The 20,323-nt window shown below is 38.7% G+C and carries 20 protein-coding genes; 13 read left to right on the top strand and 7 right to left on the bottom strand.

Going from position 1 to position 20,323, the window contains the following annotated elements; all coding sequences use genetic code 11:
* From AC6CH7_RS25560 to AC6CH7_RS25540, 5 genes are all read left to right on the top strand, one after another.
* Nucleotides 1-331 (top strand): transketolase C-terminal domain-containing protein (locus AC6CH7_RS25560; RefSeq protein ID WP_498264884.1); only part of this gene is annotated, 331 nt, incomplete at its 5' end.
* Between the two features lie 28 nt (nt 332-359).
* Nucleotides 360-920, top strand: a complete 561-nt coding sequence (locus AC6CH7_RS25555; RefSeq protein WP_498265395.1) for an RNA polymerase sigma factor — start codon at nt 360-362, stop codon at nt 918-920.
* Nucleotides 921-954: 34 nt separating this feature from the next.
* A complete protein-coding gene (locus tag AC6CH7_RS25550) occupies nt 955-1,482 on the top strand; it encodes a hypothetical protein (protein ID WP_498265394.1) in 528 nt (175 codons plus the stop codon).
* Nucleotides 1,483-1,494: 12 nt separating this feature from the next.
* Complete coding sequence (locus AC6CH7_RS25545) at nt 1,495-1,941, top strand: hypothetical protein (protein WP_498265393.1); 447 nt, start codon at nt 1,495-1,497, stop codon at nt 1,939-1,941.
* Between the two features lie 35 nt (nt 1,942-1,976).
* The gene (locus AC6CH7_RS25540) at nt 1,977-3,170 is read left to right on the top strand and encodes an aspartate aminotransferase family protein (RefSeq protein WP_498265392.1); all 1,194 of its coding nucleotides are present in this window, start codon (nt 1,977-1,979) and stop codon (nt 3,168-3,170) included.
* Here the strand turns inward: AC6CH7_RS25540 and AC6CH7_RS25535 are convergent.
* The 4 genes from AC6CH7_RS25535 to AC6CH7_RS25520 form a co-directional block, all read right to left on the bottom strand.
* A complete protein-coding gene (locus AC6CH7_RS25535; protein ID WP_498265391.1) occupies nt 3,167-4,087 on the bottom strand; it encodes a DUF58 domain-containing protein in 921 nt (306 codons plus the stop codon). The genes AC6CH7_RS25540 and AC6CH7_RS25535 overlap by 4 nt on opposite strands.
* A gap of 62 nt (nt 4,088-4,149) precedes the next feature.
* Nucleotides 4,150-4,470, bottom strand: a complete 321-nt coding sequence (gene trxA / locus AC6CH7_RS25530; protein WP_048907690.1) for a thioredoxin — start codon at nt 4,468-4,470, stop codon at nt 4,150-4,152.
* A 150-nt stretch (nt 4,471-4,620) separates the two neighbouring features.
* Nucleotides 4,621-9,048 carry a DNA polymerase III subunit alpha gene (gene dnaE, locus AC6CH7_RS25525; RefSeq protein WP_498265390.1) on the bottom strand — a complete coding sequence of 1,476 codons (4,428 nt, stop codon included), beginning with the start codon at nt 9,046-9,048 and terminating at the stop codon, nt 4,621-4,623.
* Nucleotides 9,049-9,142: 94 nt separating this feature from the next.
* The gene (locus tag AC6CH7_RS25520; RefSeq protein WP_498265389.1) at nt 9,143-9,625 is read right to left on the bottom strand and encodes a lipocalin family protein; all 483 of its coding nucleotides are present in this window, start codon (nt 9,623-9,625) and stop codon (nt 9,143-9,145) included.
* 148 nt (nt 9,626-9,773) lie between these two features.
* Between AC6CH7_RS25520 and mdh the strand changes: the two genes are divergently transcribed.
* Entirely contained in the window at nt 9,774-10,712 is a 939-nt protein-coding gene (gene mdh / locus AC6CH7_RS25515) for a malate dehydrogenase (RefSeq protein WP_498265388.1), read from the top strand.
* A gap of 24 nt (nt 10,713-10,736) precedes the next feature.
* Nucleotides 10,737-11,159 (top strand): retropepsin-like aspartic protease, encoded by a 423-nt coding sequence (locus AC6CH7_RS25510; protein WP_498265387.1) that lies wholly within the window; start codon nt 10,737-10,739, stop codon nt 11,157-11,159.
* Nucleotides 11,160-11,568: 409 nt separating this feature from the next.
* Here the strand turns inward: AC6CH7_RS25510 and gyrB are convergent, their stop codons facing one another.
* Nucleotides 11,569-13,527, bottom strand: coding sequence for a DNA topoisomerase (ATP-hydrolyzing) subunit B (gene gyrB, locus AC6CH7_RS25505; protein ID WP_498265386.1), 1,959 nt, complete (start codon nt 13,525-13,527; stop codon nt 11,569-11,571).
* A 214-nt stretch (nt 13,528-13,741) separates the two neighbouring features.
* Here gyrB and AC6CH7_RS25500 point away from each other — a divergent pair, with 214 nt between their 5' ends.
* The 3 genes from AC6CH7_RS25500 to AC6CH7_RS25490 all read left to right on the top strand — a co-directional run bounded on the left by AC6CH7_RS25500 (nt 13,742) and on the right by AC6CH7_RS25490 (nt 15,688).
* Entirely contained in the window at nt 13,742-14,338 is a 597-nt protein-coding gene (locus tag AC6CH7_RS25500; RefSeq protein ID WP_498265385.1) for an OmpH/Skp family outer membrane protein, read from the top strand.
* Nucleotides 14,339-14,403: 65 nt separating this feature from the next.
* Nucleotides 14,404-14,886, top strand: a complete 483-nt coding sequence (locus tag AC6CH7_RS25495) for a nucleoside deaminase (RefSeq protein ID WP_498265384.1) — start codon at nt 14,404-14,406, stop codon at nt 14,884-14,886.
* Between the two features lie 76 nt (nt 14,887-14,962).
* Entirely contained in the window at nt 14,963-15,688 is a 726-nt protein-coding gene (locus tag AC6CH7_RS25490) for an EcsC family protein (protein ID WP_498265383.1), read from the top strand.
* Here the strand turns inward: AC6CH7_RS25490 and AC6CH7_RS25485 are convergent, their stop codons facing one another.
* Entirely contained in the window at nt 15,689-16,090 is a 402-nt protein-coding gene (locus AC6CH7_RS25485; protein ID WP_498265382.1) for an RNA-binding S4 domain-containing protein, read from the bottom strand. It abuts the gene before it with no gap.
* 129 nt (nt 16,091-16,219) lie between these two features.
* Between AC6CH7_RS25485 and AC6CH7_RS25480 the strand changes: the two genes are divergently transcribed.
* Entirely contained in the window at nt 16,220-17,038 is an 819-nt protein-coding gene (locus tag AC6CH7_RS25480; RefSeq protein WP_048907289.1) for a 2,3,4,5-tetrahydropyridine-2,6-dicarboxylate N-succinyltransferase, read from the top strand.
* A 32-nt stretch (nt 17,039-17,070) separates the two neighbouring features.
* Here the strand turns inward: AC6CH7_RS25480 and AC6CH7_RS25475 are convergent, their stop codons facing one another.
* Nucleotides 17,071-18,213 (bottom strand): glycosyltransferase family 4 protein, encoded by a 1,143-nt coding sequence (locus tag AC6CH7_RS25475; protein ID WP_498265381.1) that lies wholly within the window; start codon nt 18,211-18,213, stop codon nt 17,071-17,073.
* A gap of 99 nt (nt 18,214-18,312) precedes the next feature.
* On the opposite strand from AC6CH7_RS25475, the gene AC6CH7_RS25470 reads away from it, so the two are divergent.
* Nucleotides 18,313-18,879 carry an L-threonylcarbamoyladenylate synthase gene (locus tag AC6CH7_RS25470; RefSeq protein ID WP_498265380.1) on the top strand — a complete coding sequence of 189 codons (567 nt, stop codon included), beginning with the start codon at nt 18,313-18,315 and terminating at the stop codon, nt 18,877-18,879.
* Nucleotides 18,880-18,905: 26 nt separating this feature from the next.
* Nucleotides 18,906-20,312 (top strand): CCA tRNA nucleotidyltransferase, encoded by a 1,407-nt coding sequence (locus tag AC6CH7_RS25465; RefSeq protein ID WP_498265379.1) that lies wholly within the window; start codon nt 18,906-18,908, stop codon nt 20,310-20,312.
* Nucleotides 20,313-20,323 lie beyond the last annotated feature (11 nt).

Here is a 20,323-nt window from a genome sequence, read left to right as displayed (position 1 = left end):
TGAAGCCGGCGAAAAACTAGCAGAAATGGGAATTGACGCTGAAATCATCAATATCCACACCATTAAACCTTTGGACGAAGCAGCAGTTCTGAAATCTGTAAAGAAAACAGGATGTGTGGTTACCTGCGAAGAGCACAATAAGTTTGGTGGATTAGGAGAAAGCATCGCAAGATTACTTTCAACTGAACTTCCTTCTCCTCAGGAGTTTGTTGCTGTTAACGACAGCTTCGGAGAAAGTGGTACTCCTGATCAGTTAATGACTAAATACGGATTAGATTCAATTAATATTATTGAAGCAGCTCAAAAAGTAATTAAAAGAGCAAAAAAATAATATCAACTATCCAACCAAAATAGAATAAATGAAGCAGGTTGAAGATTCAGAGATTTTAGAGAAGTTCTCAAATACAAAAACTCGCGATGAAGCCTTTAACCTGCTTTTAAATAAATATCAACAAAAAATTTACTGGCACATCCGACGCCTGGTAATTGATCACGACGATGCGGATGATCTGGTGCAGGATGTGTTCATTAAGGTTTGGAAAAATCTCGGTTCTTTCCGCAGCGACTCGCAGCTTTATACCTGGATATACAGGATTGCTACCAACGAATCTATCACCTTTCTCAATAAAAAAAAACAAAGAAATAATACCCCTTTAGACGAGGTATCTGATGAACTGGCAGAGACCCTGGTAGCTTCATCTTATTTTAATGGGGATAAAATACAGCTAAAACTACAGCAGGCATTATTAACTTTACCTGAAAAACAAAGACTTATATTTAATATGAAATATTTTGATGAGCTTAAATATGAGGAAATTTCGGAGATCACTGGCACCAGTGTAGGTGCTTTAAAAGCCTCTTTTCACATAGCTGTAAAAAAAATTGAAGTTTTTATGCTAAATGAAGACATTACCTTTTAAACCTTTTGGCAATTAATGCATCAATACATTTGTAATGAAACAAGATTTTGAAAACGATGAATGGATGAAGGGGGTTCGGGAAACCGGGTTTACTACTCCTGCGCATTATTTTGATGAATTGAGCAAAAGTATCAATGCCAGAATTAGTGCTGAAAAATTAAAATCTGTTATTCAAAATGACGGGCATACTGTGCCAGATCATTACTTTGAAAAACTGCAAGCTAATATTTTAGCGAAAACAGTAGATGAAACAAAGCCAATTGCAAAACCTAAAGTTATACGCTTATGGAATTCCAATCTCGTTAAGTACGCTTCGGCAGCCTGCTTTTTATTAATAACTGGCGTAGGTTTGTATTTCAACCAACAGCAAGGCCCTGCTCAACAAACAGTTTCTTCAGATTTGGCCACAGAGCAAATGTTATACGACATTGATGAGCAAGTAATTATAGATCACATTAGCAGTACCGATATTACACAACCTAAGTCCACAGTAGCAGATACTGATTTAGAAAATTATATACTAACTAATTATTCGCAGAATGAGCTTGCAACAAGTTTATAATTTATAGAAGAAATGAAAAATTTAACCATTATAGCATTCCTTTTCGCATTTCCATTTCTTGGAATGGCACAAAAGCCAGATGACAAGAAACGCGAAGAAATTGAGTCTTATAAGATTACTTATTTAACGCAAAAACTTGAGCTTTCAGCTGAAGAAGCTAAGATCTTCTGGCCGATCTACAATGATTATCAAAAAGAACAATCCCAGCTGCGTAAAGAGCGTGGGCAAAAGATGATCAGTTTCAGAAAAATGCCCGAAATTGATGAGCTATCTGATAGCGAAGTGCAAACACTTATTGTTAATGATTTTAGCTTTAAACAAAGAGAACTAAACCTCGACAAGAAATATTACGCAAAACTAAAAGCAAGCTTACCGATTAAGGTTATAGGAAAATACTATAGGGCACAGGAAACCTTTAAACGCGAACTACTATCAAGGTACCGTAATAAAAGGCCTTAAAAAGCTGTGTAGCGAAATAATTCTTACCTTTGTGCATGCTTACACAACGTCAGTTATTTCTTCAACATAACGCTCAAACCACATTAGAACCTCTTCTTTTAGAATTCAATAAAGCCAGCGGAATGTATCTTTATGATACTGAGGGCAAAAAATATCTCGACTTAATTGCCGGCATTGGCGTTAGCAATGTTGGTCATTGTCATCCTGCCGTTGTGGAAGCAGTAAAAAATCAGGCTGAAAGTTATATGCATATCATGGTATATGGCGAGTTTGTTCAAAGTCCACAAGTCAATTTTGCCAAGGCCCTTGCAGATGTTCTTCCTGCCAATTTAAATTGCACTTATTTTGTAAATTCCGGAGCAGAAGCCGTTGAAGGCGCAATGAAGCTTGCGAAACGCTACACACATCGTACAGAAATTATTTCCTGCAACAATTCCTATCATGGCAGTACTCAAGGTGCGCTAAGCTTAATGGGCAATGAGGAGTTTAAACAAACATATCGCCCGTTATTACCTCATATTAAATTTATTGAATACAACTCCCTACCTGATCTGGATCTCATCACTACAAATACCGCAGCAGTATTTATTGAAACCATACAGGGTGAAGCAGGAATTAGAATTGCCGATAAAGCCTATTTTAAAGCGCTTAGAGCGAAATGCACTGCTACCGGCACATTATTAGTGCTTGACGAAATACAATGTGGTTTTGGGCGAACTGGTAAGCTATTTGGTTTTGAGCATTTTGACATTGTGCCTGATATTCTTTTACTAGCCAAAGGTATTGGTGGCGGCATGCCTATCGGCGCCTTTATCAGTTCAAAAGAGATCATGATGGCATTGGCAACCAACCCGATACTTGGCCACATTACAACCTTCGGCGGTCATCCTGTTAGCTGCGCCGCTGGCCTGGCAACATTACAGACCATTCTTCACGAAAATATTGTTGACGGGGTAACTGAAAAAGGTGAGCTGTTTAAGAAATTACTGGTACATCCGGCAATAATGGAAGTGCGTGGCAAGGGTTTAATGATTGCCATCGAGTTTGAAAACTTCGAAACAAATAAAAAGATCATTGATGCTTGCATTGCTGATGGCGTTATAAGCGATTGGTTTTTACATTGCAGCAACTCTATGCGCGTAGCCCCTCCACTAATTATTAGCAACGAGGAAATTAAATACGCTTGTGCTATTATTTTAAAGAATACCGAGCTGATAACAAATCCTTAGCTCATCTTTTGTCTTTTAATGAGGTAGGCCTGCAATATGGGATAAAACCCGGCAGAAATATCGGCATCAATCATATCGATCTTATATTGAGTGCACTTAAGCTGAATAGCTTGTCTGTAACTGCTCATTTTTAACAGATATGCTTCTTTTACTTTGGATGTATGCGCCTTAAGAGTGGCACCGGTTTCCATATCTACAAACTCATAGGGTCTGTTTTCAAAGCCGAAATCTACCTCCTTTGACTTATCGGTAACATTAAAAATAATCACTTCGTGCTTGTTAAACTTTAAATGTTGCAGTGCAGAAAACAACGCTTCAGTTTCGTTCTCATCCTGCATGGTATTCAGCATATCACTAAAAACAACCACTAATGATCGTTTATGAATCAGTTCCGCTATCTGATGCAATGCCTGATCTACATTGGTTTTTACATCCATCTTTTGAGATTTCAATATCCCTTCCAGATGTGTAAATAAATATTTTTGATGTGTTGTAGTAGACTTTGCCGGAGTATTTAATAATAAATGATCTGTAAAAAGACTAAGACCAAAGGCATCACGCTGCCGTTTTAATAGGTAAATTAGTGCTGCAGTGGCCTGTATCGAAAAATTGAGCTTATTGTATTCGTTTACCGGGAAATACATAGAAGATGATACATCTATGATAAACTGGCAACGAAGGTTGGTTTCCTCTTCGTACCTTTTACTGAACAGTTTATCTGTTCGGGCAAACAGTTTCCAATCAATATTCTTAACACTATCGCCTACATTGTAAAGCCTGTGCTCCGCAAATTCAACCGAAAAGCCATGAAACGGACTCTTATGAAGACCGGTAATAAAGCCTTCTACCACCTGTCGGGCAAGAAGTTCTAAATTACTGTTAAAGTGTAAGGCTTGTTCATCAAATGGCGACTGCATAGTGTAAATATAAAAAAAGCGTTCATAAGTTATGAACGCTTTTTAAACTAGTATATGTTGAGTTACAATAACTGCTTATCTAATTTCTGTGCTAATACCGATTTTGGAACTGCACCAACTTGCTTATCTACAACCTGACCGTCTTTAAAGTACAACAATGCAGGAATGTTGCGAATTCCGAACTGAGTTGAGATCTGAGGGTTGTTGTCTACATTCACTTTACCCACGATTGCTTTTCCTTCATATTCTTTTGAGATCTCATCTACTGACGGTCCAACCATGCGACATGGACCACACCATTCTGCCCAAAAATCAACCAAAACGGGTTTATCTGATTTTAATACAACTTCCTCGAAGTTTGCATCTGTAATTTCCAAAGCCATAATTCTTATTTTTATTTTATTTTTTTCTATTGAAATCAGCGGTTAAAAGCCTGTGGCATAAACTCTGTGAGTATAAACTTATCAGGCTATTGCTGATGCAAATATATAATCAATTGTAGTGCCATCTACTTTACTAATGCCAAAATGACATTAGTTCAACTTAGGGTGAACATCCAAACCCTGTAATTGTTCTAAAAGTTGATTACTAGGATTGATTTTAACCGACTTAGAAGGCATTTTAATGTTCACATTCTGTTCCCTATCATAAACCTCAAAAAGTAACTGGCAATTTTGCTGATCAGTATTGGCCTTATTGTCTTCTAATATAGCATTAATTTGAGTCATAAAGTCATCGTCTATCCTTTCAAGTGGCACCTGAATGGTTACAGACTTGGCCAACTTATCTCTTAATTCCGAAAGCAGGTTAATCGAGGTGATCTTAAATTCCCAATCACCCTCTTTTCTAAACCGTTCTCCAACCCTCCCGCGAATCTGTAGAAAATAGCCATCCGTAAGAAACTGCTTAAATTTAATGAAATCGTCACCAAACAAAGCGAGTTCACAACTATCATCATAGTCTTCAAAAACCATGGTTCCAAAAGGCTTTCCGGTTTTGGTCATCCTTTGAGCCGCAATCACTACCAATCCACCTACAACCAGTTCTCTGTTCTTTATTCCTTCAAATTCTGCAAGTACCTCTTCGTTTGTATCGCCCGTTCTTATCTTGTTAACCACAGAAAGGTGTTTAACCTTTTGCTGGCAAAATTCTTTTAATTCTAAACGGTAATTGTCAAGCGGGTGGCCACTCAGGAATATCCCAATGGCATCCTTTTCAAATTTCAACCGATCAATTAAACTCCATTCCGGCGCAACCGGAAGTGATGGTTCTGAAATCATATCGGCAACAGAACCTCCAAATAGCGACGATTGAGAGGAGGATTCATTATTCAAAAAATCGTTGGCAAACTTGATAAGCTTCTCAATACCGTTCATTTTCTCATTTAAACCCACAAAAAAGTATTGTGCACGATGATAACCGAAGCCATCAAATGCACCACTATAAACAAAGCTCTCGTATGCTTTTTTGTTTACAGTACGGGTATTAGATCTTTTGGCAAAATCATGAACATCTTTGTACATACCATTAGCATTACGCTCTTCAATGATACTTTCTACCGCCTTATCACCGACTCCTTTAATACCAGATAAACCAAAACGAATTTCACCCTGCGGGTTTACAGAGAACTTAATGTCCGACTCATTAACATCCGGACCTAGTACCTGAACCCCCATTTGTTTACACTCTTCCATAAAAAAGGCAACCTGTTTAATGTCACTCATGTTATTTGACAGCACAGCAGCCATATATTCGGCAGGATAATGAGCCTTTAAGTAAGCCGTTTGATAAGCGATCCATGCATAACAGGTAGAGTGCGATTTGTTGAAGGCATAGGATGCAAACGCCTCCCAGTCTTTCCAAATCTTTTCAAGCGTAGCAGGGTCATGTCCTTTCTCCGCAGCCTGGGCTACAAATTTGGGTTTCATCTTATCCAATACCTCCTTTTGCTTTTTACCCATTGCCTTACGCAAAACGTCGGCCTCACCTTTGGTAAAGCCTGCAAGTTTTTGCGATAAAAGCATCACCTGCTCTTGATATACGGTGATACCGTAGGTTTCCTTTAAATATTCTTCGCAGGCATCAAGGTCATATTGAATCTCTTCCTCTCCGTTTTTCCGGCGTACAAAGCTCGGGATATACTCCAAAGGTCCGGGTCGATACAAGGCGTTCATGGCAATTAAGTCACCAAAAACGGTAGGCTTCAGCTCCTTCATGTATTTCTGCATTCCATTACTCTCGTACTGGAAAATACCTATGGTTTCTCCTCGCTGGAAAAGCTCATATGTCTTTTCATCATCGATAGGGAAATTATCAGGATCAAGGTCCACTCCATGGCCAAGTTTTACAAGCTTTACAGTATCCTTAATAAGGGTTAGCGTTTTTAACCCCAAAAAGTCCATCTTTAACAAACCCGCACTTTCTACAACAGAGTTGTCGAACTGTGTTACATACAGATCAGAATCCTTAGCTGTAGAAACAGGAACGAAGTTCGTAATATCATCAGGCGTAATAATTACCCCACAAGCGTGTATACCTGTGTTGCGTAAAGATCCTTCCAGAATCTGTGCCTGCAGGATGGTTTCGGCACTTAAGTTTTTAGCCTCAGATAATACCTTTAATTCTAAAACTTTTTCGTATTCATCTGCTCTTAAAGCGCCTTTTAAGGTCTTTTCATCAAGCGTAAATATCTTGGCCAGCTTCATATTAGGTATGAGTTTGGCTATTTTATCAGCTTCAAAAAGCGGCAAATCCAGTACACGTGCAGTATCTCTGATAGAAGATTTTGCAGCCATGGTACCATAAGTAATGATCTGTGCAACCTGGTTTGAACCGTATTTTTTAATTACATAGTCCATTACCCTGCCACGGCCTTCATCATCAAAGTCGATATCAATATCAGGCATCGATACACGATCCGGATTCAGGAAACGCTCAAAAAGGAGGTCGTATTTAATCGGATCTATGTTGGTGATCCATAAGCAATACGCAACAACCGATCCCGCAGCAGACCCACGGCCCGGCCCAACAGAAACATCAAGGTTTCTGGCCTCAGCAATAAAATCCTGTACAATAAGGAAATAGCCCGGATAACCTGTTTTCTCGATCGTCTGCAGCTCGAAATCAAGTCGCTCAGTAATTTCGGGCGTAAGCTCGCCATAGCGTTTTTTAGCGCCTACATAAGTAAGATGGCGCAGGAATTTGTTTTCTCCACGTTTTCCTCCATCTTCTTCGTCCTCGGCAACTAAAAACTCTTCCGGGATATCGAATTTAGGTAAAAGTACCTCACGGGCAAGTTTATAGATCTCAATTTTATCTACAATTGATTGTATGTTTAAAATTGCTTCAGGAAGATCAGCAAAAAGTGCCTTCATCTCATCCGAAGATTTGAAATAGTATTCCTGATTAGGCAAACCGTAACGAAAACCCCGGCCACGACCTATTTGTGTGGCTTGTTTCTCGCCATCTTTTACACAAAGTAAAATATCATGCGCATTTGCATCCTTTTTACCAATGTAATAGGTATTGTTGGTGGCCACCATTTTCACCTCATGCTTGCGCGCCAGAGAAACAAGAGAAACATTTACTATATTCTCATCATCCTGATTGTGACGCATCAGTTCGATATAAAAATCGTCGCCAAATTGTTCTTTCCACCATAGCAAAGCTTCTTCTGCCTGGCGCTCTCCAATATTCAGCAATTTGCTGGAAATCTCTCCGTAAAGGTTTCCGGATAGTACAATAATATCTTCCTTATATTGCTCTATTACCGCCTTATCTATCCTTGGCACATAGTAAAACCCTTTGGTATAGGCAATGGACGACATTTTTGCCAGGTTATGATAGCCATTTTTATTCTTGGCCAGCAATACCATCTGGTACCCATCATCTTTACGTTTTTTGTCCTCGTGGTTTTCACATACAAAAAACTCACATCCAACTATTGGTTTTAAAATAACATCAGTAGGTTCTTCTCCTTTTTCTACAGCAGCAGCATTTTTAGCGTCTATAGCTTTATTATGATTCAGTACCTGAGTTACAAAATGAAACGCCCCCATCATATTTGCATGATCGGTCATCGCAACAGCAGGCATTTTCTCGGCCGCTGCCGCCTTTATAAGCGCAGGAATATTGATGGTCGACTGTAGAACAGAAAACTGAGTATGGTTGTGTAAATGTGCAAAAGAGGCGTTTTTAAGCTCTTCTTTATTACCTGCGAGTTCCTGTTTAGAAGGTCCACCGCTAGTTTTTTGCAACCTTTTTCTGATATCATCAGAGGCCGACTTAAGGTTTATATGTGTTAAACCGATGCGGTTTATTACTCCTGGGTTCTTTTCTTTAAAAAGACGTAAATAGTTCTGGTCTGCCTGTAACTGATCAGGTCTGAAGGTATCAATTTTCAGAAGTTGAAAAAAGCAACGTGTGGTTGCCTCTACATCGGCAGTAGCATTGTGTGCTTCCGAAAATGGCTCACCGAAAAGGTATTCATGAAGTTCCGTTAAATTAGGTAATTTAAACCTACCCCCTCTACCACCGGGAAGACGCAACAGCTCGGCCGTAGTTTCTGTACAGGTATCAAGAACAGGCATCTGTGCCATCGGACTTTCTACCCCCATCCTATGAAACTCGCAGCCCATAATATTTACATCGAAACCAATGTTCTGTCCTACAATAAATTTTGCCTTAGAAAGTGCAATATTAAATTTCTCTAGCACCTCCTGTAATTCAATCCCTTGCTCCTGAGCAAGTTCAGTTGAAATACCGTGAATACGCTCGGCATCATAAGGAATATTAAATCCGTTTGGATTTACAAGATAATCCTGGTTTTCGATAAGATTACCAAACTCATCATGTAGCTGCCATGCAATTTGAATACACCTGGGCCAATTATCAGTATCAGTAATCGGGGCATTCCAATTGCGTGGTAAACCTGTAGTTTCGGTGTCAAAAATCAAATACATATTGTAATTAAATTACTCGTTTCGGAATTCAAGAATGGAAGTCCAAAAATACGTATTTTTTGCCTGTGATGTAGGGTGTTTCTAAATTTTAAGATCAGGCCAGTGCTGCATCAGTAGAAGAAAGAATGTGATGTTCCTGAGAGACAAGCTTTGAGGTATCATAACCACGCTGCCCGCACCTGTCAATAATTTCCGTAAGTAGTTTATCAGCCATGCCCGGTTTACGCGATAGAATAGAAAGATGCCTGTGCTTAGGATGCCCAACTACGGCATACGAATAATCATCGGCCAACTCCACCACCCAATAATCGACTTTAAAAGGCCATACATACTGAGCCTTTAAAATAGCATTATTACTGCCCCTGGTTACAAAAAGTTTTGATCGGGTATATCTTTGCTCATCAGTTCCAACAACCTTATATGTAGTAAATACAGCGTAGTAACCATCGGGGTGTATTACGTAGGTTTCCGTAGTTTGATGCCAGTCTTTATCCATAATAGTAGGTATGGAACATAGCGAATACCATTTGCCTGCATAAGACATTATATCAACTTTTTGTACTGGTATATTTTCCATAAGCCCCCCTATTTTTTCACTCGATTAGCAAATGTAAATTCTTTATCATAAAACCAGCAATAAAGAATAAAGTTTTAAAAACCATTTTTTAAACTCATGTATTTTTCTAACTTCGAAGGGAAGGTAACATATGTAAAAAACTATATTTATGAAGATAACGGTTGTAGGTGCAGGTGCCGTTGGCGCTACTTGTGCAGATAATATTGCCAGAAGAGAGTTAGCTGAAGAACTAATTTTACTGGACATTAAAGAAGGTTTTGCAGAAGGCAAGGCAATTGATATGATGCAAACGGCCGCTCTATTAGGCTTTGACACTAAAATTACCGGTGTTACCAACGATTATGCCAGTACGGCAGGATCTGAAGTTGTGGTTATAACTTCGGGCTTACCGCGTAAACCGGGCATGACCCGAGAAGAGTTAATTGGCATTAACGCCGGCATTGTAAAAGGTGTTGCCGAAAACATTCTAAAACACTCTCCTGACACCATTATTATTGTGGTTTCGAACCCGATGGACACCATGAATTATCTGGCCTTAAAAACTTCAGGACTACCTAAAAACCGCGTAATAGGAATGGGTGGTGCTTTAGATTCATCAAGATTTAAATATTACTTAAGTCAGGAATTAGGCTGTTCTCCAGCTGATCTGAATGCCATGGTTATTGGCGGCCATGGAGATACAACTATGATTCCTTTAATTAACCATGCCACCTGGAATAGCATCCCTGTTACGCAATTCTTAAGCAAAGAGCAACAAGAAAAAGTTGTTGCCAGCACTATGGTAGGCGGCGCTACTTTAACTAAACTAATTGGCACATCTGCATGGTACGCCCCCGGTGCAGGTACTGCTGCAATGGTTGAAAGTATTGTACGCGACCAGAAAAAACTGATCTCATCCGGGGTGTTCCTGGAAGGCGAATATGGACAAAAAGATATTTCATTGGTTGTTCCGGTAATTCTTGGTAAAAACGGTGCTGAAAAAATACTAGACATTAAATTAAATGATACTGAACAAGCTACCTTTAACAAAAGCGCTGATGCTGTTCGCAGCATGAATGATGTACTTCATGAAATGAAACTCGTTTAAACTAGGGTATACAGATCTGCTTAAATGAGACCAATCCCAATACCCTTAATATTAATAAGCTTACAAGACGACGGTTTCCACCTACTGGTGGAAATTGTTGTTTTTGGACAAAAGTTATTTGCCGTTGTTGACACAGGAGCATCCAGGTCAGTTTTTGACAAAACCTTTGTTAAAGAACACCTTAAGGGCCTGGAACATAGCGAAGAAACACAGGCGACCACATTATTCTCTACTTCAAGTACATTGCAGGCGGTAATACCAGCTATAAAAATTGGCAGCCTTGTATTAAAGGACTATGAAACGGTAGCACTTGATTTAGAAACAGTAAATCAGGCCTACGAAAACCTTGGACACCAACCCATTATAGGTATTATCGGCAGCGATTTGCTCTTGAAATATCAGGCAGTAATCAACTATAAAAAGATGAAACTGTACCTTTATAGGTAAGTATTTTAATATTTACTATAGGGAGTTGACAGGGACCAAACAGGGATAATTCTTTATTAAGTCTTTTTACTATCCTTATAAAAACGCTTATTGTTTCATATTGAAAAATAAAAGTATGTATAAGATTTCCAGCCCTAATCAAGAGGGATAAAGCTGTCGTCATTCTGAGAGCCTAACATTAGAAAAAATACAAAAAAGTGGTAATGACAGCATGAAATAGCTCCTATCGTCGAGATTGACGACAGTTTTAAATAACCTGCCATTGGTAATTTATTTCAGGATTCCGCAACAACTATTCTAAAAACATATTCAAGAGGGATCCTGAAATAAATTCAGATGACAAAAACGCAAAAAACGGGTGTATAAGTTTATAATACACCCGTTTTTAATATTCTTGAAAGCTTAAAAATTAAGCGTCAATTTTAGCATATTTTGCGTTTCTTTCGATAAACTCTCTTCTTGGAGCAACATCATCGCCCATAAGCATAGAGAATGTATGGTCGCACTCTGCAGCATTTTCAATTGTTGCCTGCATTAATGTACGCTTTGCCGGATCAAGAGTTGTGTCCCACAGTTGTTCTGCGTTCATCTCTCCCAAACCTTTGTAACGTTGAATATGTACGCTTTCTTCTTTACCTGCACCTTTTAAACGCTGTACAGCAGCATCACGTTGCTGATCATTCCAGCAATATTCAAATTCTTTACCTTTTTTAACCTGATACAACGGAGGAGCAGCGATATAAACATATCCGGCCTCTATCAACGCTTTCATATACCTAAAGAAGAAGGTAAGAATCAGCGTAGTGATGTGAGATCCGTCGATATCCGCATCCGTCATGATTACTATTTTATGATAGCGAAGTTTGGTAAGGTTTAAGGCTTTATCATCCTCTGGAGTTCCAATACTTACGCCAAGAGCAGTAAACATATTTTTGATCTCATCATTTTCGTAGATCTTATGTTCCATTGCTTTTTCAACATTCAGGATCTTACCTTTTAGAGGTAGGATGGCCTGAAAATTACGATCCCTACCTTGTTTGGCAGTTCCACCTGCGGAGTCTCCCTCTACCAGGTATAGTTCGCATTTTTCCGGATCGCTATCTGAACAATCGGCAAGTTTACCTGGAAGGCCCGAACCTCCCATAACACTCTTGCGTTGCACCATTTCGCGAGCTTTACGCGCCGCAGCACGGGCAGTAGCCGCAAGAATTACTTTGTTAACAATTGACTTGGCTTCTCTGGGATATTCTTCCAGGTAAATACCAAGGGCCTCACCCACAGCAATATCAACCGCACCCATAACCTCAGAGTTACCTAATTTGGTTTTGGTCTGGCCTTCAAACTGAGGTTCCTGAACCTTCACAGAAATTACTGCAGTTAAACCTTCTCTAAAGTCATCACCGGTGATTTCAAATTTAACTCCTTTAAGCAATCCAGATTTATCAGCATATGCTTTTAAGGTTCGTGTTAAACCTCTTCTAAAACCGGCAATGTGTGTACCACCCTCATGTGTGTTAATATTGTTTACATAAGAGTGAACGTTTTCTGCATAGCTGTCGTTGTACTGCAACGCAAGTTCAACAGGAATACCATTTTTGATTCCTTCAACATAAATTGGCTCAGCAATTAAAGATGGGCGGTTACCATCAAGGAACTGAACAAATTCTTTCAATCCACCTTCAGAATGGAAAAGTTCTGTACGGAAAGTTCCGTCGCTATTTACTTCACGTTCATCAGTAAGTGTTAAACTGATGCCTTTATTTAAGAAAGATAGCTCTCTTAATCTTGAAGCCAGGGTATCATAACGATATTCTGTTGTTTGGGTAAATATGGTAGCATCCGGGGTAAAGGTTACTATGGTACCACGTTTATCGGTATCACCGATAGATTTTACTTCGTATAGCGGTTTACCAATATTGTATTCCTGTACCCAGATTTTTCCTTCTCTATGTACTTCTGCTCTTAAATGGGTCGACAATGCGTTTACGCAACTTACCCCCACACCGTGTAAACCCCCAGATACTTTGTAAGTATCTTTATCGAATTTACCACCTGCGTGTAGAACTGTCATTACAATTTCTAGCGCGGATTTCTGTTCTTTTGTGTTAATTCCTGTTGGAATACCACGTCCGTTATCTTCAACTCTTATCGAGTTATCTTCAAGAATATTTACATAAATGGTATCGGCGTGTCCTGCCAATGCCTCATCAATCGAGTTATCTACAACCTCATACACCAGGTGATGTAAACCTTTAACTCCTGTATCGCCTATATACATCGAAGGGCGCTTACGCACCGCTTCTAAACCTTCTAAAACCTGTATATTATCTGCCGAATAATTTGAATTAGGATCCTTTTCTTCGCTCATATTTTTAAATAAAACAATTAGACTCAAATTTAACCATTTATGGCCAATTAACGGCAAATGTGGATAACTATTTGACTTAAAACAGCCAAAAAACATTCGAAAAAAAACAGTTCTTTAGGATACTAAATTTGAAATTTTATATTTGTTGAAATTTATCACTCACAAATGGGCAAGAGGATAGGTTTATAACCCAGAAAAAACAAATTAAACACTAATGAAAACAAAATCAACATTAGGCAGTATAGCTACTGCTGTAGCCATAGTTTCTTTAATGGCATCTTGTCAGAATAAAGAAGAGAAGGCTGGCGCAGCTACTAAATCTGAGCCAACTACTGTTTCAAATAACGAGAAAATTGTTTACGTGAACTCTGATTCATTGCTAACAAAATATCAGTATTTTAAAGACATTAAAGTAAAATTAGAAGCAAAATCTAAAACAGCTCAAGCTGATCTTGGATCTAAACAACAAGCGTTTCAACGTGAGGTTGCTGCTTACCAACAACAGGCAAATACTTTACCTGCTGATCAAAGAGCTAAAACTGAAGAAAGATTAGCCCGTAAACAACAAGAATTACAGGCTTATCAGCAAAATGCAGGTGCTGCACTTCAAACTGAACAAGCTGCTGAAAACGAAAAACTTTACGACAAAGTTGCTGATTACCTGAAAGGTTATGCAAAAAAGAAAGGCTATAAAATGGTGTTGACTTATTCTAAAGGAAACAGCGCAATTTTATTTGCTGACGAAAGTTTAGATGTAACCAGTGAAGTTATTATTGGATTAAACGATACTTACAAACCAGCAACAAAATAATGTCGGTTTATTAACATACAAGGTGCCCCGAATTATCGGGGCATTTTTTTTGCACCACAATTTATATGGACAAATTAAAAGAGCACGAGAAATTCATGAGGCTGGCAATTCAGCTTTCTGAAGAAAATGTTTTAGAAAAGATGGGTGGCCCTTTTGGTGCCGTTGTAGTAAAGAACGGGAAAGTTATTGCGAAAAGTGCCAATATGGTTACCGCAAGTAACGACCCTACCGCACATGCAGAGGTTGCTGCGATAAGGCTGGCCTGCAAAAAACTAAAAACATTCGATTTAGGTGGATGTGTGATCTATACCAGTTGCGAGCCATGCCCTATGTGCCTGAGCGCTGTTTACTGGGCAAGGATTGACACCATCTATTACGCAAATACAAAAATAGACGCGGCAGATATAGGCTTTAGTGATAAGTTCATTTATGATGAAATTCATAAATCTATGGCCGATCGTGTACTTCCTTTTAAGCAAATGCTTAGAGATGATGCGCAAAGAGCCTTTAAGCTTTGGAGTAAAACTGTAGAGAAGACAGAATACTAGTCTTTTCTGTAACTTGTAACTGCCTTGTCACGTCTTATATCAAACAGCGTAATGACAATGCATAAAACCCTGCAGAATGGACAATTATAAGCAAAAAGTAGAGATTGAACTGGAGTTTTGGAAAAGGGATATTCTTAAAAAACCATCTGTTTTGAGCAAAGTTACAGATGGTATTCAGAAAAAGATAAACACCTATATTCCCGACAAGGTTCATAATGCAATTACTGCTGCCATTAAGGGAATGACAAAGGCCGTTCTTTTTGGCTCTACCTATACTACTTCTTCCATCCCTCCAATGGGAATGAGTTTGATTCATAGGGAAGCGTTGGTGCGCGAAAAAATAGACAGTTACTGTAAAACAGGAGCTGCTGAAGGTGGTATAACCGGGGCCGGAGGTTTTTTAATGAGTATGGCCGACTTTCCAATTCTTGTCGGTATAAAGATGAAAATGCTTTTTGAAATTGCTGCTTTATATGGTTTCGATGTGAAGGATTTTCGGGAACGGCTATATATTCTTTACATTTTCCAATTGGCTTTTTCAAGTAAAGAAGGAGCTGCAAAGGTATTTCTGCATATGCAGGACTGGGATCAAAAATTAATTGTGCTACCAGAAAGTTCCGACAATTTCGACTGGAAAACGTTTCAACAGGAATATCGCGATTATATTGACATTGCTAAGCTGGCTCAATTGCTACCTGTAGTAGGTGCCGCTGTTGGGGCAGTTGCCAATTATCAGCTGATTAAAAAACTAGGGAAAACCGCCACCCAGGCTTATCGGATGCGTTTGATAAAAAAGGAATAACTATTCTTCTTCTTCAAACATCCCCCCTATCAAATCGTCGGTTTCGCGCCTATCCTTTTTAGTTGGTCGACCAGCTCCTCTGTCTCTTTTTAATGCAGGAGCATGGAACATGGATTTGAATGCATGTGTTTCTTCGACCGGGGTGATGTCTTTGTATTTAGTTACGGCAATTTTAGATTCTACCCTGTTATACAAAAGTTCCACTACCTCTATTAATCTTTTTTCAATCCCTTTTGATACCTGGTAAACATCGCCCGGTTTTACAATAGCAGATGGCTTAAGATTTTGACCATTAAATTTAACGCGGCCTGCCTTACAGGCCTCTGTGGCTAAACTTCTGGTTTTAAATAATCTTATTGCCCACAAGTATTTATCAATACGTAATTTTTCCTTCTCAGTCATAAAAAATCAAAAATACATAAGAACCATCATGAATTGATAAATACGAATAAAAAAAACAATAATTATATGGTAAAAAACAATGCGCTATACATAAAATTCATTTATTTTGTCAAAAAATAAACAAACAACATGATAGCAGAATTAAAAAAGTTAGTAGAAGCCGCTTGGGAAGACAGAACTTTATTAGAATATACGGAACATTGTGAAGCAATTGAAACCGTAGTTATGCAGTTAGATAAAGGTGAATTGCGCGTGGCTGAACCTATTCTAAATTCATGGGGTGTAAATGAATGGATCAAAAAAGCTGTTATTCTTTACTTCCCCATCAGACAGATGAAAGTAACTGAAACAGGACCTTTTGTGTTTCATGATAAAATGAAACTAAAAACCAATTACAAAGAACTTGGAGTAAGGGTAGTACCTGGTGCAAGTGCACGTTATGGCGCTTATCTGGCTAAAGGTGTAATTATGATGCCTTCTTATGTAAACATTGGTGCTTATGTAGATGAAGGCACTATGGTTGATACATGGGCTACTGTTGGTTCATGTGCTCAGATTGGAAAACATGTTCACTTAAGTGGTGGTGTTGGTATTGGTGGCGTTCTTGAACCGATCCAGGCTGCACCGGTAATTATTGAGGACAATTGCTTTTTAGGATCAAGAGCTATAGTTGTTGAAGGTGTTCGTGTTGAAAAGGAAGCTGTATTGGGAGCTAACGTAGTGCTAACTGCATCTACAAAAATTATAGACGTTACCGGAAGCACTCCGGTTGAGTATAAAGGTATTGTACCGGCTCGCTCTGTAGTTATCCCGGGAACTTATGCTAAACAATTCCCAGCTGGTGAATATCACGTTCCATGTGCTTTAATTATCGGAAAACGTAAAGAATCAACTGATAAAAAGACTTCACTTAATGATGCATTAAGAGAAAACAACGTTTCCGTATAAGAAGTTTAAATTTATATTAAGAGCCTGTATCATTAATTTTGATCAGGCTCTTTCATTATAGCCTGGTAGGTTTTCATTACCTGTTCTGCGCAATTTTTATTGCTGAACTTTTCGGCATGTACAAATCCTTTTTTGATCATGCTCCGTACTTCCTCTCCTCCCTTTAATATCTTTAACATGCAATCTGCAATTTCAGCATAGCTATCAGGATTAACGTATAACGCGGCATCACCACCTGCTTCCGGCAAACAGCTAACTGAAGAGGTAATAACGGGTACGCCAACGCTTAAAGCCTCTAGCACCGGGATACCAAAACCTTCAAAATAAGAAGGATAAATTAGTGCCTCCGACAGGCTATATATTGCAGGCAGATCCACCGAGCCAATATCAGAAAGGAAGGTTATTTTGCTACTCAGGTTGTTTTTTTCAATGAAACTGTCAACCTCGTCTTTGTATTTACCACTCCCCTTTCCAATCACAATTAAATTAACTGCTGTATCCTTTGCTAACATCTGAACTGCTTTACAGATATTGAGCAGGTTCTTTCTTTCTATAATAGAGCCAACGGAAAGGAAAAACTTTTCCGGCAGGCTAAACTTATCAGCTACTAGTTGCTTATGCTTATCCGAAATTGATGGGTTAAAGCTGTTATCGCAACTTTGGTAACACACATCTATTTTGTTTGGATCCGTTTTATAAAAATCTACGATATCTCTCTTGGTTTGCTCACTAATGGCAATTACCCGGTCGGCATGCTGGCAGGCATGTTTAAATTTTTTTCGATAGATTTTAACATCTAAAGGGTTATGCTGTTCCGGAAAGTGTTCATAAATCAGATCGTGTATGGTAACTACCGATTTAATATGTGTTTTATCAATACCTACCGGAATTTCGTGACTTAGTCCGTGATAAAGCTCGATACCAAGATCCAATAAATCCTTTATCATCCATTTGCTCCTCCATAACGATGAAAGTTTTCGGGAGAAAAATCCTTTAGGTAAAACCTGATGTATATTATTATTTTCTAATGAATATGCTTTTGAGGGTTTAGGGTTGAACAAAAAATATTCATTATCAGGATAAAACTGGGACAGATCCTGAATCAATGTCCTGCTATAGTTTCCTAACCCTGTATTGTTATGATAGGCTCTCTTTGCATCGAAGGCAATTTTCATATCACATTTAAAATTGAGGTGAAATATACAACAAATTAAAAACTGAGGTCAATAAAAAACGAAATTTGCCTACTTTTATGGGCTAAAAGAAACTCATATATGTTAAATGATCAGATTAAACAGGCACTGGCTGTACTAAAGGATGGTGGTGTAATCCTTTATCCTACTGATACAGTGTGGGGTTTGGGCTGTGACGCTACCAATGAGCAGGCTGTAGAAAAAATAAATGCCATTAAAGGGCGTAGCAATGATAAGAGTTTTATCATTTTATTGGATACTGACGCTAAACTACAGAGCTATGTCACCGAAATCCCTGATGTTGCCTACGATTTGATTGAATACGCTGAAAGTCCGCTAACCATTATTTTTTCAGGAGCAAAAAACCTGGCGAAAAATGTAATTAATGTTGATGGAAGCGTGGGTGTAAGAGTTGTTAAACATGATTTCTGCGAGCAATTAATACAACGCTTCCGTAAACCCATCACCTCCACCTCTGCCAATGTATCCGGAGAACCTACTCCAAAGTTTTTTGATGAGATAAGTGATGAGATTAAGGGGGCGGTTGACTATATTGTTGACTGGGAGCAAGACTTAAACGTTGATAAAAAACCATCAACCATAATGAAATTAGCTCCCGGAGGACAGTTTTCCTTTATTAGAAGGTAAGTTTTACTACTTTTGCAAACTCAGTAATGGAAAAACACCTACAACATCCTGTTTTTAAAGTTCTTGCAGGCATAGCTGCGAAACACAACATTGAAGCTTATGTTATTGGCGGATATGTACGCGATATTTTCTTGCTAAGGCCATCAAAAGACATCGACATAGTTGTACTTGGAAATGGAATCAATTTTGCCGAATTAGTAGGTGCTCAACTGAAAACTAAAGTAGCTGTTTTCAAGAATTTTGGTACGGCAATGCTTAAATTTCAGGATCTGGAAATTGAATTTGTAGGTGCAAGAAAAGAATCTTACCGCGCGAATTCACGCAAGCCCATAGTAGAAAATGGCACAATTGAAGATGATCAGCTCAGACGCGATTTTACCATAAATGCACTGGCAATTTCTTTAAACAAAGACAATTACGCAAGTCTGGTTGATCCTTTTAACGGCACAGTAGATCTTAAGAATAAATTAATCAGAACTCCTCTGGATCCGGAACTTACTTTTTCTGATGATCCCTTGCGTATGATGCGCGCCGTCCGTTTTGCCAGTCAGCTGGGTTTTACTATTGATGAGGCTGCAATAAACGCAATCAAAAAACAAAAAGAACGTATCAGTATTGTTTCAAAGGAACGTATTACTGATGAACTTAATAAAATCATTCTATCTCCTTTACCCTCAATAGGCTTTAAGTATTTATTTGATACCGGTTTATTGCATCTGATATTTCCTCAGATGGCCAACTTATACGGCGTTGAGATCATTAACGGAAAAGGGCATAAAGATAATTTTTACCATACTTTACAGGTACTCGATAATATTTGCACCGTAACCGATGACCTGTGGTTACGTTGGGCTGCAATTCTACACGATATTGCCAAACCGGCAACAAAACGTTTTGAAGAAGGTCATGGTTGGACTTTTCATGGTCATGAAGACAAAGGCGCACGCATGGTACCTCAAATCTTTGGTCAGCTTAAACTACCTCTTAATGAAAAGATGAAGTATGTTCAAAAGCTGGTCCAACTACACCTCCGCCCTATTGTGCTGGCTCAGGAAGTAGTAACCGACTCGGCAGTTAGAAGGTTATTATTTGATGCCGGAGAGGATATCGAGAGTTTGATGCTGCTCTGCAATGCTGATGTAACCACCAAAAATGAGTACAAGGTAAAAAAATACAGAAACAACTTTGAACTGGTTAAGCAAAAGCTCAAAGATGTTGAAGAACGCGACAAGATCAGAAACTGGCAGCCACCAATTACAGGAAATGACATTATGAAGGTATTTGGGCTGGGAGCAGGAAAAGAAGTGGGAATCATAAAAAATGCCATTCGTGAGGCCATTTTGGAGGGAGAAATAACCAATTCTTACGAGGAAGCGCTACAGTTTATGCTTAAAAAAGCAAAGGAACTGGGGCTTTTACCAGTAACTCATTAATACAATTATAT

This window comes from Pedobacter sp. GQ55, assembly GCF_059758925.1.
This window is presented reverse-complemented; position numbering and strand designations above follow the sequence as displayed.